The 13,224-nt window shown below is 67.6% G+C and carries 15 protein-coding genes; 5 read left to right on the top strand and 10 right to left on the bottom strand.

The features are described 5' to 3' along the window. Positions 1–39 precede the first annotated feature (39 nt). Genes ARC63_RS12525 through ccmA form a run of 6 tightly spaced genes read right to left on the bottom strand, consistent with a single transcriptional unit; the run spans position 40 to position 4,831 of the window. Complete coding sequence (locus tag ARC63_RS12525) at positions 40–1,959, bottom strand: heme lyase CcmF/NrfE family subunit (protein WP_057503466.1); 1,920 nt, start codon at positions 1,957–1,959, stop codon at positions 40–42. Next, positions 1,960–2,421, bottom strand: a complete 462-nt coding sequence (ccmE, locus tag ARC63_RS12520) for a cytochrome c maturation protein CcmE (protein WP_057503465.1) — start codon at positions 2,419–2,421, stop codon at positions 1,960–1,962. After that, positions 2,418–2,606 (bottom strand): heme exporter protein CcmD, encoded by a 189-nt coding sequence (locus tag ARC63_RS12515; RefSeq protein WP_010486686.1) that lies wholly within the window; start codon positions 2,604–2,606, stop codon positions 2,418–2,420. The genes ccmE and ARC63_RS12515 overlap by 4 nt, the downstream gene beginning before the upstream one ends. Next, complete coding sequence (gene ccmC / locus ARC63_RS12510; RefSeq protein WP_010486688.1) at positions 2,603–3,373, bottom strand: heme ABC transporter permease CcmC; 771 nt, start codon at positions 3,371–3,373, stop codon at positions 2,603–2,605. Before ccmC ends, ARC63_RS12515 begins: the two co-directional genes overlap by 4 nt. A gap of 43 nt (positions 3,374–3,416) precedes the next feature. Next, entirely contained in the window at positions 3,417–4,112 is a 696-nt protein-coding gene (ccmB, locus tag ARC63_RS12505) for a heme exporter protein CcmB (RefSeq protein ID WP_006456616.1), read from the bottom strand. Then, the gene (gene ccmA / locus ARC63_RS12500) at positions 4,109–4,831 is read right to left on the bottom strand and encodes a heme ABC exporter ATP-binding protein CcmA (protein WP_414615535.1); all 723 of its coding nucleotides are present in this window, start codon (positions 4,829–4,831) and stop codon (positions 4,109–4,111) included. The genes ccmB and ccmA overlap by 4 nt, the downstream gene beginning before the upstream one ends. 103 nt (positions 4,832–4,934) lie before the next feature. Between ccmA and ARC63_RS12495 the strand changes: the two genes are divergently transcribed. From ARC63_RS12495 to ARC63_RS12485, 3 genes are all read left to right on the top strand, one after another. Beyond that, a complete protein-coding gene (locus ARC63_RS12495) occupies positions 4,935–6,083 on the top strand; it encodes a pyridoxal phosphate-dependent aminotransferase (protein ID WP_010486694.1) in 1,149 nt (382 codons plus the stop codon). A 14-nt stretch (positions 6,084–6,097) separates the two neighbouring features. Beyond that, entirely contained in the window at positions 6,098–6,904 is an 807-nt protein-coding gene (locus ARC63_RS12490; RefSeq protein ID WP_057503463.1) for an amidohydrolase, read from the top strand. A gap of 103 nt (positions 6,905–7,007) precedes the next feature. Next, entirely contained in the window at positions 7,008–7,442 is a 435-nt protein-coding gene (locus tag ARC63_RS12485) for a hypothetical protein (RefSeq protein ID WP_057503462.1), read from the top strand. Here ARC63_RS12485 and ARC63_RS12480 read toward each other — a convergent pair. Next, positions 7,429–7,722, bottom strand: a complete 294-nt coding sequence (locus ARC63_RS12480) for a hypothetical protein (RefSeq protein WP_057503461.1) — start codon at positions 7,720–7,722, stop codon at positions 7,429–7,431. The genes ARC63_RS12485 and ARC63_RS12480 overlap by 14 nt on opposite strands. 353 nt (positions 7,723–8,075) lie before the next feature. On the opposite strand from ARC63_RS12480, the gene ARC63_RS12475 reads away from it, so the two are divergent. After that, positions 8,076–8,483, top strand: a complete 408-nt coding sequence (locus tag ARC63_RS12475; RefSeq protein WP_010486702.1) for a hypothetical protein — start codon at positions 8,076–8,078, stop codon at positions 8,481–8,483. A 113-nt stretch (positions 8,484–8,596) separates the two neighbouring features. Here the strand turns inward: ARC63_RS12475 and ARC63_RS12470 are convergent, their stop codons facing one another. After that, positions 8,597–9,724: an MFS transporter gene (locus tag ARC63_RS12470; RefSeq protein WP_057503460.1), complete on the bottom strand. Its 1,128-nt coding sequence runs from the start codon at positions 9,722–9,724 to the stop codon at positions 8,597–8,599. Positions 9,725–9,814: 90 nt separating this feature from the next. On the opposite strand from ARC63_RS12470, the gene ARC63_RS12465 reads away from it, so the two are divergent. Then, complete coding sequence (locus ARC63_RS12465; protein WP_057503459.1) at positions 9,815–10,603, top strand: AraC family transcriptional regulator; 789 nt, start codon at positions 9,815–9,817, stop codon at positions 10,601–10,603. A gap of 116 nt (positions 10,604–10,719) precedes the next feature. On the opposite strand, the gene ARC63_RS12460 is transcribed toward ARC63_RS12465, so the two are convergent. Then, entirely contained in the window at positions 10,720–12,354 is a 1,635-nt protein-coding gene (locus ARC63_RS12460) for a pseudouridine synthase (protein WP_049408982.1), read from the bottom strand. Continuing rightward, the gene (scpB, locus tag ARC63_RS12455) at positions 12,347–13,222 is read right to left on the bottom strand and encodes an SMC-Scp complex subunit ScpB (RefSeq protein WP_019336635.1); all 876 of its coding nucleotides are present in this window, start codon (positions 13,220–13,222) and stop codon (positions 12,347–12,349) included. The genes ARC63_RS12460 and scpB overlap by 8 nt, the downstream gene beginning before the upstream one ends. Positions 13,223–13,224: the final 2 nt, after the last annotated feature.

Genomic DNA, 13,224 nt, shown 5'->3' with positions numbered 1-13,224 from the left:
GGGAGGGGCGCGGGGCGGGGGACTCGGACATGGAAACTCCTACGGACGACGGAAACGGCGGTCGGCGGCGGTGATGAATCCGCCCAGGGCCATCAACAGCGCGCCCAGCCAGATCCAGCGCACGAACGGCTTGATGTGGACCCGGACCGCCCATGCATTGTTGCCCAGCGGCTCGCCCAATGCCACGTAGACGTCGCCGTCGAAGCGTGCATCGATGCCGGCCTCGGTCATCACCTGACCACCACTGGCGTACTGGCGCTTCTCCGGATGCAGCAGGGCCAGTTCGCGGCCGTTGCGGAACACCCGCAGGTGACCGCGGTCGGCGATGAAATTGGGACCTTCGCGATGGTCCACGCCCTCGAAGCGCACTTCGTAGCGGCCGACCACCAGTTGCTGGCCAGGTGCCAGCGCCACTTCGCGCTGCACGTTCAGGGCTTCCACCAGCAACGCACCGGCCAGGAACACGGCGATGCCTGCGTGGGCGACGATCATGCCGAGCATCTCGGCGGTGAAGCGACCATTGCCACGCAGGCGCTGCCAGACGAAGCGTGCGGTACCGAATCCGACCCAGGCCGCGGCGGCGACACCGAGACCGGCCTTCCAGCCGTTCTGCGGCGCCTGCCACCAGGCCAGCGCGCCCAGCAGCACCGCCAGCCCCAGCCAGGGCGCCAGCAGGGCGAATGCACGCGAAGGTTGGTCGCGCTGCCACTTCACCAGCGGGCCGAACGGCAGCAGCAGGATCATCGGCGCCATCAGCAGCAGGAACAGGCTGCCGAAGTAGGGCGGGCCGACCGAGATCTTGCCCAGCGACAGTGCATCTGCCAGCAGCGGATACAGCGTGCCGAGCAGGACCATCGCGCAGGCGGTGGCCAGCAGCAGGTTGTTGGCCAGCAGCAGGGTCTCGCGCGAGGTGGCGGTGAAGCCACGGCGCGGGTCGTCGGCGTCCACGCTGAGCTGGCTGGCGCGCAGCGCGTACAGCAGCAGGCTGCCGCCGATCAGCACCGACAGGAATACCAGGATGAACAGGCCGCGCGAAGGATCGGCGGCAAACGAATGCACGCTGGTCAGCACGCCGGAGCGCACCAGGAACGTGCCCAGCAGCGACAGCGCAAAGGCGGCGATCGCCAGCAGCAGGGTCCAGCTGCCGAACGTGCCGCGCTTTTCAGTGACGGCCTGCGAATGGATCAATGCCGCACCGACCAGCCAGGGCATGAAGCTGGCATTCTCCACCGGGTCCCAGAACCACCAGCCGCCCCAGCCCAGCTCGTAGTAGGCCCACCAGCTGCCCAGCGCGATGCCCAAGGTCAGGAAGCCCCAGGCGACGTTGGTCCACGGCCGCGTCCAGCGCAGCCAGCGCGCATCGATGCGCCCCTCCAGCAGGGCCGCCACCGCGAATGCGAACGGAACGGCAAAGCCCACGTATCCGATGTACAGCATCGGCGGATGAATGATCAGCCCTGGGTCCTGCAGCAGCGGGTTGAGGTCGCGGCCTTCCAGCGGCGCCGGGTTCAGGCGCAGGAACGGATTGGAGGTGAAGATCAGAAAGGCGAGGAAGCCGACGCTGACCACGCCCATCACCGCCAGTACGCGCGCCTGCACGCGTGCCGGCAGGTGCCGCGAGAACAGCGCCACCGCGCCGGTCCACAGCGCCAGCACCAGCGCCCACATCAGCAGCGAGCCCTCGTGGGCCCCCCACACCGCCGAGTAGCGGTAGATCATCGGCAGCAGCGAATTGGAGTTCTCGGCCACGTAGCGCACCGAGAAATCCTGCTGCACGAACGCGGCGGTCAGCACCGCGAACGCGCCGGCGAGCAGCAGCAGCTGTGCGAAGGCGGCCGGCCGTGCCACCGCCATCCATGCCGTATTGCTGCGATGCGCGCCGACCAGCGGCAGGCCGGCCTGCAGCAGCGAGGCCAGCAACGCGCACAACAGCAGGATCTGACCCAGTTCGGGCAGCACTCAGCGCACCTCGGGTGCCGTCACCGGCACGTCATGCTTGCGATGGGCATCGCCCATCTTGTCGGCCACTTCCTTCGGCACGTACTTTTCATCGTGCTTGGCCAGCACTTCGTCGGCAACGAAGACACCATCCTGCAGGCGGCCACTGGCGACCACCGCGGTGCCTTCGGCAAACATGTCCGGAAGAATCCGCGACGTGGTCACCGCCAGCTGGGCATCGCCGTCGGTTACTTCGAAACGTGCTTCCAGCGAACCGACCGGGCGGTTGAAGGAGCCCTTCACCACCATGCCGCCCAAGCGGAACCGCGACTGTGCATCGACATCCCCGCGCAGCACTTCCGAGGGCGTGTAGAGGTAGGCGATGTTGCGTTCCAGCGCCATCGCCACCAGTGCGGTGGCCAGCCCGGAGGCGAGCAGGACCAGCAGTACCCAGGCCAGGCGGCGGCGTTGTACCGGCGTCATCGTTCCAGCTCCGTCGACAGCGGCGCCGCAGCTTCCTGTTTGACGGCGCGGGTCTGCTGCCGCTGCTGGCGTGCCAGCGCCAACCGGCGTGCCATGCGCAGGCGCAGCCACGAACCGATGGCATCGGCGCCGAGCACCAGCACGAACACGGCGTACGCGCCGATCACATAGGGCAGGTGGGTCATGGCTGGGCCTCCCCGGCCGCGCGTGCGGCATCGACCCGGCCACCGACCCAGGCCTTGCCGGCCTCGCGGTCGAGATTGTCGGCGCGGGCCTTGGCCAGCACCGAACCGGCGAACCAGAACTTGGTGCCGATGACCATCCACCACAGTGGCGCGATCATCGCGCTGCTGATTGCCGATTCACCGAACACGTTGATCGACTGGCGCTGATGCAGGCCGCCCCACCAGTCCACCGAATAGCGGATCACCGGCAGCAGGCTGACACCGACGATGGCCAGCAGGCCGGCCGCGCGCGCGGCGCTGCGGCGGTCCTCGATGGCGTGGTACAGGCCGATCACGCCCAGGTACAGGAACAGCAGCACCAGTTCACTGGTCATGCGCGGGTCCCAGTCCCACCAGGTACCCCAGGTACCCTTGCCCCAGATGCTGCCGGTCAGCAGGGTGATCAGGGTGAAGCCGGCGCCCATCGGCGCACAGGCCATGGCCAGGATCTCGCAGACCTTGATCCGCCAGATCAGGGCGATGGCGGCATACAGCGCCATCAGCGCGAACACGAACAGGCTCATCCAGGCACTGGGCACGTGGATGTAGAGGATGCGGAAGCTGTCCAGCTGCTTGGCTTCCGGCGGCACCACCAGCAGCGCCTGCCACATGCCGACCAGCAGCACCGGCACCGCCGCGAGGTAGAACACCCGCGACCAGCGGGCAGCGAATCGGTCGAACGTGGGGGGCGAACCGAGTTGGTGGAACCAGCGGACAATCGGATTCATGCGTGGCGGCTATCCAGCAGGGGTGGATTGGCTCTCAGCTCGGTCAACTCAGAGAAATACGTATTGCAGCGGCGGTGGCCAACGGCGCCAGCACCAGCGCGACCAACAGGCCGGCGCCCAGCATCAGCAGCGCACCGACCGGATCCTGTCCGCGTCCGGCTGCCGCCAGACTGCCTGCGCCGAACACCAGCACTGGCACGTACAGCGGCAGCGACAGCAACGCCACGAGAATACCAGAGCGTCGGATGCCTACGGTCAGCGCGGCGACCACGCCACCAATCAGGCTCAGCAACGGCGTTCCCAGCAGCAACGATGCCAGCAACATCGGCAGCTGGTCATGCGGCAGATGCAGCATTTCGGCCAGCAGCGGACTGACCACGATCAACGGCAGGGCGGTGGTGGCCCAGTGCAGCAGCACGCGCACCAGCACCAGCCAGGCCAGCGGCACCGGCGCCAGCAGCCATTGTTCCAGCGAGCCGTCTTCGGCATCGGAGCGGAACAGTGAATCCAGCGACAGCTGCCCGGCCAGCAGCACCGCAAGCCACAGCACTGCGCCTGCGGTGGCGGCCAGCAGTTGCGGCTCGCGACCCTGCGCCAGCGCGAACAGCACCACCACCAGCACCGCGAACAGCAGCGGCTGCAGCGCATCGCCGCGGCGGCGCCAGAGCAGGCGCAGGTCGCGCTTGAGCAGGGCGCCCGCGGTCTGCCACAGGCCCGGTTCGGTGCCTGGCGCGATCATGCGGCACCGCCGAGGTCGAGCTGGCGGGTACGCACCGGCGGTGCGGCATAGGCGCCATGGGTGGTGACCAGCGCAGCGCCACCGGCGCGCAGGTGCGCCGAGATCATCCGGTTGACCAGGGTGATGCCCTCCAGGTCGAGGTTGGCATAGGGTTCGTCGAGCAGCCATAGCGGCGCCGGCGACAGCCAGATGCGCGCCAGTGCCAACCGCCGCTTCTGTCCGGCCGACAGATGCCGTACCAGGGTGTCTTCGTAGCCGGCCAGGCCGACGATGGCCAGCGCGTTGCCGGGCATCTGCCGCGCACGGCGCCCGTGCAGGCCACACAGAAAATGCAGGTTCTCCAGCGTGCCGAGGTCCGGCTTCAGGGCCGGCAGGTGGCTGAGATAGGCGACATAGCGCGCGCGCTCGGCATTGCTGGCCGGCTTGCCGTCGATCCGTACCTGGCCGGAACCGGGCCGGGCCAGGCCGGCCAGCACGCGCAGCAGCGTGGTCTTGCCGGCGCCATTGCCGCCCTGCACCAGCAGGGCCTCGCCGGCGTCCACATGGAAGTCCAGCGGGCCGAACACCGGCTCGTCATTGCGGGAGAAGCTCAGGCCGCTGGCGGCCAGCAATGCAGGGGTGTTCAAGGGGCAGGGGTCTTCATGCCGGAGTGCGGCGGCAATTGTAGCGGTGAATGCTGTCCCGGTAGCGCCGGGCGATGCCCGGCGGCCGCAAGGCATATGCAAAGAGCCGCCGGGCATGGCCCGGCGCTACCGGCTGAACCCACAGTCGCAGCGTGGATTTCGTACACTTCTGGGCCTCGTTCCCCCAGATTCCAGGCCGATGCAACCCAACACCAAGCTGCCCAAGGTCGGTACCACGATCTTCACCGTGATGTCCCAGCTCGCCGCCGAACACGGCGCGGTCAACCTGGGCCAGGGTTTCCCGGACTTTTCCGCGCCGCAGCGCCTGATCGATGAGACGGCCAAGGCGATGGCCGCCGGGCTGAACCAGTACCCGCCGATGACCGGCGTGGCGCCGCTGCGCCAGGCCATCGCACAGAAGGCGCTGGACTGCTACGGCGCACAGGTCGATGCGGACAGCGAGATCACCGTCACCAGTGGCGGTACCGAGGCCATCTTCAACGCCATCCACGCCGTGGTGCGTGCCGGCGAAGAAGTGATCGTGCTCGACCCGGCCTATGACTGCTATGAACCGGCGATCGATCTGGCCGGTGCCAAGGCCGTGCATGTGTCGCTGGATCCGCAGACCTTCGCCGTCGACTGGGATCGCGTGCGTGCGGCGATCACCCCGCGCACACGCATGCTGATCGTCAACACCCCGCACAACCCGTCCGGCGCGATGCTGTCGGCGCAGGATATGCAGGCGCTGGCCGAGCTGCTGCGCGGCACGCAGATCTACCTGATCTCCGATGAGGTGTACGAACACATCATCTACGACGGCCGCCGCCATGAATCGGCGCTGCGCTACCCGGAACTGCGCGAGCGCGCGTTCGTCATCTCCAGTTTCGGCAAGACCTACCACTGCACCGGCTGGAAGATCGGCTATGCGATCGCCCCGCCGGCGCTGACCGCCGAGTTCCGCAAGGTGCACCAGTACAACACCTTCACCAGCTTCGGTCCGGCGCAGTATGGCTTCGCCGCGATGATCCGCGATGAGCCCGAACACCACCTCGAGCTGGGCGCGTTCTACCAGGCCAAGCGCGACCGTTTCCGCGAGCAGCTGTCCAGCACCCGCCTGAAGGCGCTGCCGGTCCCCGGCGGCTACTTCCAGCTGGTCGATTACTCGGCCATCAGCGACCTGCCGGACCACGAGTTCGTGAAGTGGCTGACCATCGAGAAGGGCGTGACCGCCATCCCGCTGTCGCCGTTCTACGAGAATCCGCCGGCCGGTCAGCGCCTGGTGCGCCTGTGCTTCGCCAAGAATGAAGCGACCATGGACGCGGCGATCGAACGCCTGCGCCTTCTTTGAGCGGAGCAGTGACCATGCAGGACCTGCGCATTTCCCTCGTCCAGGGCGACACCCGCTGGCATGATCCGGCGAGCAACCGTGAGTACTACGGCGCACTGCTGGCACCGCTGGCCGGCACCACCGACTTGGTGATCCTGCCGGAGACCTTCACCAGTGGCTTCTCCAACGACGCCATCGCCCAGGCCGAAGGCATGGACGGCCCGACCGTGGCCTGGGTGCGCGAGCAGGCCAGGGCCTTGAACGCGGCGGTGATCGGCAGCGTGCAGTTGCGTGATGGCGAAGGCGTCTACAACCGCCTGCTGTTCGCCACGCCCGATGGCAACCTGGAGTACTACGACAAGCGCCACCTGTTCCGTTACGGCGGCGAGCACGAGCGCTATGCTGCCGGTCGCGACCGCCTGAGCGTGGAATGGAAGGGCTGGCGGATCAATCCGCAGGTCTGCTACGACCTGCGTTTCCCGGTGTTCTGCCGCAACCGCTACAACGTGGAGCGTCCGCAGCAGCTGGATTTCGACCTGCAGATCTTCGTTGCCAACTGGCCGTCGGCACGCGCCTATGCGTGGAAGACACTGCTGCGTGCACGTGCGATCGAGAACCTGTGCTTCGTGGCGGCAGTGAATCGCGTGGGCGTCGATGGCAACCAGCTGCATTACGCCGGCGACAGCGCGGTGCTGGATTTCCTCGGTCAGCCGCAGGTGGAGATTCGCGAACGCGAACAGGTGGTCACCACCACCGTCTCGGCCGAGGCGCTGGCAGCACACCGCGCGCGCTTCCCGGCCATGCTTGATGCCGATGCCTTCCATCTGGACGAGCAGGCCTGAGCGACGGCCTGAACGCCGCCGCACCAGCGCGCGCGCCTGCATTCAACGTGCACGTGCGCGCTGTTAGATTCGCCGCCAGTCCGACCGAACTGGAAGTCCCGCCATGAACAAGCCTTCCGCCCTGCTGCTGGCGCTGTCCGCCGCAGCGTTGGCCCCCGCCGCGCACGCTGCCGGCAACCTCGATTGCGAGCTGCGCTACAACCTGTCCGGCTGGTCGTTGATCTACAAGACCGCATCCGGTAATGGCACGGTCACCTGCAGCAACGGCGCCAGCCTGCCGGTGCGCATCCAGATGAAGGGTGGCGGCCTGACCGTCGGCAAGTCGAAGATCACCAACGGGCGTGGCAGCTTCACCGGCGCGGTCAGCGTCGACGAGCTGCTGGGCACTTACGCCTCGGTCGGCGCGCATGCCGGGGCGGTGAAGTCCAGCAACGCGCAGGTGATGACCAAGGGCGACATCTCGCTGGCCCTGTCCGGTACCGGCAAGGGCTGGGACCTGGGCGTGGACGGCACCGCGTTCACCCTCAGCCGGCGCTGAGGCGCGACGGCGCGGCAGTTCCCCAGTTGATGCGGATGTAGTGGTGTTCGGAATCGCTCAACAACCGTTCAACACCGAAACCATTCTTCAGCAGCTGTGCGACCACGTCTTCGACGAGCTGCTCGCTGGCCATCACCTGGCTGAAGCCGAACACGACGTAGCGGCGGCCATTTTCCGAGCCGATCTGGATGGCGTTGTCGAGATCGCGGTAGAACAGTTCGATCGGGCGCTTGGCGGCATCGACGTTGGCGCGGGCCTGTTCGGCGGTGATGGTGATCATGGGCATCTGCCTTGTGTGGGAGAGCGCGCACGATAGCCAGCGCGCTGATGTGAATTCCGGGCGTGGCGCACAATGCTCCGTGTTTGCAGCAATTCCTAACATGAGCTGGGGACGTCGAGACGCACCGGAAAAGTGCCGCGCGCCGGTGAGCATCCTGCATCGACATGAAGTCATCGGGAAGGGATAGGGGCCAACCGCAGTGGAGGCGCGCAACGCACCGCCCAGAGGGGGTTCTGCAGCTATCCGATGCTGTGGGCGCGCAGTGCATTTACGTTTCCTTGACCCTGCAGTAACCCCGCAATGCCTAACAGGGACGTCCCAGCGATTCTGCTGGGATGATTGGAGACGCTGGAATGGAGTTCAGAACGTCCGTGCTGCTCGTGGCCCTCATCGCCACGCCCGCCATCGCCCACGCCGAGGTCTGTCTGTCCGACAGCGGACTCGTTGTGCCCTGTCCTAGCCTGCTGCCGCATCCGGTAACGGCCAGATTCGAGATCGGGACTCTGCCGCGTGTGGCTGGCTCGCCGTCGGAAATCTACATCACAGGCGGCGGCCAGGTGGATGGAACGAGTAATTTCTCGGTCTATGCCAATGGTCAGTTCCTGTGCCGTACCAATGACAATTACGACGGTGGCAACACCACGCCCATCCGCCATTGCACCGCGACCATCGCAACACCCGGGACCTATGTGATCTCGGCGTCGCGCAACAGCCCTGGCAACTTCCTTGCGCCGATGGACGAAGTGATCAACGTGCAGTAATCGGCTGTTCGCTGATCCAGGCCCCGGGGGCAGGGACCCCGGGGCCCCGCCGCCCACAGGGCAGCAGGAAGGGGGGCCTTCTTCGCCGCAATCCATGACCCGGTCTTCCCTATTCAGCTGACCCGGTTCCGCTGCCGCTGCAGCCACAAGGCCAGCAGGCCGCACGCGATGAGGGTCGGTGCCAGCAGCTGCACTGCACCGACCAGCGCCATTGCCGCACCGATCAGCAGGTAGTAGAGCAGGCCGAACAGCGCGCCTGCGCTGCCGAGACAGTGTGGATAGCCGCGCAAGGCCTGGCCGAGCACATTGGGAATGGCAAGGCCGAAGCCCGTCACCACCGGCACCATCGCCGCGACCAGGGCAGGGTGATCATGCAGCAGCGCGGCCAGCAGGCCTCCCGTCAGAACCAGTCCTGCGGCGACGCGGATGCGCGTGGTTGTGGCAACGCCTGCACGCAGCAGGCGGCCATTGCCCCACGCGCCCAGTGCCGAGCCCAGTGCCAACACCGCGCCGCTGGCGCCGAACCAGGTGGCTGGCCAGTGCAGGCGCGCAAACACGAAGGGGCCGAGCACATACCAGCTGTACATCGCCACGTTGAAGGCCATCACCAGCAACGCGTGTGACCAGATCCAGCGATCGCGCAGCAGTTCCCGCAGCAGCGGCAGCATGGGCGTGTGCGGGATATGTGCAGGACGGCTTTCGCGCAGGCCAGCCAGGCATGCGACTGCCAGCAAGGCAGCAACCAGCAGCAGGCCGGACTGTACGCCGGCATAGCCATGGGCGGCGACCAGCAGCGTGCCCAGTGCAAGGCCGATGGCCGGGCTCAGGGCCAGGGCCATGCCGATCCAGGAGAATGCCTGCGCCAACGCTGGACCCTGCAGATGGTCGCGCAGCACGGTCTGGGTCACCACCGAAGCGGCGGCGGCGCCGACTGCGGCCAACGCCTGGGCCAGCAGCACCTGGCCGAAGCTGCCAGCCATCAGCCCGCCCAGTGCAGCTACTCCGAAGACGCCGAGGCCACAGAGAAGGGCGGGGCGACGACCGATACGATCGGCCAGGCGCCCCCACAACAGCACGCCTGCAGCGAAGCCGAACAGGTACAGGCTCATGGCCTGGCTGGCGGCACTCGGCGGCAGGGCGAAGCGTTCGGCCAGATCGGCCAGGGCCGGGCTGTACAGGGTCTGTGCCAGCTGCGGAAACATCAGCAGTGCAATGGCGAGCAACAACAGGCGGCGCGACATGCGGGCGCTCCAGGAACAGGGCCGCGCATTGTGGTCGTGCCCGCAATGGCGCACCCTGTCTGTCCTGTCATCAAATGTATAAAATAGGACATGGCCTGGTTGCAGCCCGACGCGCACTTCGATGCCGATGCCTGGAGGGCTCCGGTGCTGGGGATCGCGGCCTCACTGGCGGATCACGACTCGGGTTGGCACCAGCATGCACGCGCGCAGCTGCTGTACACCCGACAGGGCTGTACGCGCCTGACCTACGGTGACCGCGTCAGCCTGTTGCCGCCCGCGCGCGCGGCGTGGATTCCGGGTGGGCTGCGCCATCGTGCGCAGATGCGCCAGGCAGTCGACTACCGTTCGTTGTACTTCGACGCCACCCTGTCGGCCCAGCTGCCCCGGCAGCCGGCGATCATCGGCGTTGGTCCGCTGCTGCAGGCCTTGCTGGAGCCGATCGCGCAGGCGCCGTTCGACCATGACTGGCAGTCGCCGCGCGCGCACCATCAACTGGCGTTGTGCGTGCTGGAAATCGCCGCTGCACCGGTGGCGCCGATGGACCTGCCTTTACCGCGTGATCCGCGGATCGCACGTTGCCTGCCGCTGGCCGAGCAGCTGCCGCCCGAACTGGGGGAGCTGGCCGCGCGCACGGGCCTGAGCGCGCGTACCGTCGGCCGGTTGATGCAGCGTGATACCGGCATGAGCTACCAGGCCTGGCGCCAGCAATGGCGACTGATGCGGGCCATGGAGTTGCTGCTGCTGGGTCATCGCGTCGCGCATGTGGCGCAGGACACCGGCTTCTCCGCCGAGAGCCCGTTCATCGCCTTCTTCCGCAGCATGACCGGCACCACGCCCGCCGCGTTCCAGCGCCACGCAAAAGGGGACGGAAGGGATTAAGTCGCTTTCGCCTCTTCGACACAGGCCGTGGCAAAAACGACTTAATCCCCTCCGTCCCCTTTTCAACGAAAAACCCCGGCCTACGCCGGGGTTTTTCATTTCAGGCGTGCCGGTGATCAGCCGCCGCGCGGGCCGCTGCGGCGCGGGCCGCCCGGACCGCGGTTGCCGCCGGGGCCACCCGGGCCACGGTTGCCACCCGGACCGCCGGGTCCGCGATTGCCGCCCGGACCACGGTTGCCACCACCCGGACCGCGACCGCCCGGACGGGCGCCCTGCGCCGGCTTGGGGCTGCCATACGGGTTGAAGCCCGGCGTGGCGTGGTCGGACGGGAAGCTCGGGGCATTGCCCGGATGGCCGTACGGGTGCTTGTTGCCCTGGCCCTGCGAGCGGTTGCCCGCACCGGCCGGACGACCCTGGCCGCCTGCGCCGCCACGGCCTTCACCGCCGAAACCGCCACGGCCCTGGCCGCCACCGGCGCCTGCGCCCGGACCCTTCGGCTTGCCATACGGACGGCCCTGGCCGCCTGCACCCGGACCACGGGCACCGGGGCCACGCGCGCCCGGGCCGGCATTGCGATGGCCGCTCGGGCCGGTGCTCACGCCATCCGGCACGTACCAGGTGCGGAACGCGGCCGGGTTGCCTTCCGGCAGCGAACGATCGTTCTTCTGGGCGCGCTGCTTGAACGGCTTCTGCGACTGCTTGGCTGCCGCTTCACCGCTGACCGTCAGGCCACCCTTGAAGCCGCCGCCCTTGCCGCCGCGACCACGGCCGCGGTCTTCGCGGACGTTATCGAAACGACGCAGCTCGCGGCCCTCGTCGGCGGTGTTGTGGCCGTTGACGTAGGCGTTGCCGCGGCCACCTTCGCGCACGCGCACGGTGGTCTTGGCGGCGCGGCGCTGGCCGATCACCGGCTGCAGCGTCAGTGCCGACGGCGCGCCTTCTTCCAGCTTCAGCTGCGCGCGCAGGGCTTCAACCTGCGTGGTGCCCAGTTCCACCGAATGGCCGCGGGCCAGTTCGCGCGGCAGGCTCACCTTGCCGTAGCGGGTGCGCTTCAGGCGGCTGACCTGGCAGCCCTGCGACTCCCACAGGCGGCGCACTTCGCGGTTGCGGCCTTCCTTAACCACGACGCGGAACCAGTCGTGCGAGTCGGTGCCGCCGATGCGTTCGATCTCGTCGAACTTGGCCGGGCCGTCTTCCAGTGCCACGCCACGGGTGAGGCGGTCGACGATGGCGTCGGAGACCTTTTCCTCGCCTTCCGGCGCACGCACGCGGACCACGTATTCGCGCTCGACCTCGAACGACGGGTGCATCATGGCGTTGGCCAGTTCACCGTCGGTGGTGGCCAGCAGCAGGCCGGTGGTGTTGATGTCCAGGCGGCCGATCGCGATCCAGCGCGCGCCCTTCAGCGGCGGCAGCGATTCGAATACGGTCGGGCGGCCTTCCGGATCATCGCGCGTGGTCACTTCGCCTTCCGGCTTGTTGTAGACCAGCACGCGCGACGGCTCGGCCAGGGCGGTGGCGACGAAGCCACGGCCATCCAGCTCGATCTTGTCGCCACTCTTGACCGACATGCCGGTCTGCGCGACTTCACCGTTGACCTTGACCAGGCCTTCGGCGATGCGCTGTTCCAGCGCGCGGCGCGAGCCGAGGCCGGCCTGGGCCAGCACCTTGTGCAGGCGCTCTTCCAGCTTGAACTGTTCGGAGGTGGCTTCGCGCTTCAGCGAGAGCTTGTTACGGGGGGTGTCACTCATCAGTTTTGCTCCGGCCGACGGTTTCGAGGTCGGCCTCTGGTTCGGAATCGGCTTGGTCAACAGCCACGGTCGTCATCGCGACGGCGTTGTCTTCGCGTTCGTTCACTGGCACCGCGCGCTCGCCCGGCGCGGAATCGGGGTGCCCATCATCGAGGGGCGAAGGTGCTTGCTCATCGATAGCCGCCGCAGGAGCTGCGTCGGCGGAATCGGGGGTGTCACTGCCGGCCAGGCCGGCATCATCGTTCGCGGCAGCGCCTTCGTCGCCGGCCGAGATGTCAGGACCGTCGGCGCTTGCTGCTGCGGGCGCATCGCGGTCCAGGGACAGCTGGGGTTCCAGCTCGCCCAGGTCCTTCAGTTCCGACAGAGGCGGCAGCTCATCCAATCGCTTCAGGCCGAAATAATCCAGAAAGCCCTTGGTGGTGCCGAACAGCGCAGGCTTGCCGGGCACATCGCGGTGGCCGACCACGCGGATCCACTCGCGTTCTTCCAGCGCCTGGATGATGTTGCTGCTGACCGCCACGCCGCGTACCTGCTCGATCTCGCCGCGGGTGATCGGTTGCCGGTAGGCGATCAGCGCCAGGGTTTCCAGGGTGGCGCGGGTGTAACGGGTCTTGCGTTCGGTCCACAGCCGGCTGATCCAGCCATGCACTTCGCCGGTCACCTGGTAGCGGAAGCCGGAGGCGACCTCGACCAGTTCCACGCCGCGGCCTTCGCAGGCTTCGCGCAGGCGTTCCAGCGCGCGTTCGATGCTGCCCGGCGGTGCCGGTTCCTCTTCCGGGAACAGGTCCTTCAGCTGGGCCAGGGTGAGCGGCTGACTGGAGGCCAGCAAGGCACCCTCGACAATGCGGTTGATCAGCAGTTGATCCATCG

The organism is Stenotrophomonas geniculata ATCC 19374 = JCM 13324 (genome assembly GCF_001431625.1).
In the GTDB taxonomy this organism is placed as follows: Bacteria; Pseudomonadota; Gammaproteobacteria; order Xanthomonadales; family Xanthomonadaceae; genus Stenotrophomonas; species Stenotrophomonas geniculata.
Note: the sequence above shows the minus strand (reverse complement) of the source record. Positions and strands in the feature narration are given on the sequence as shown.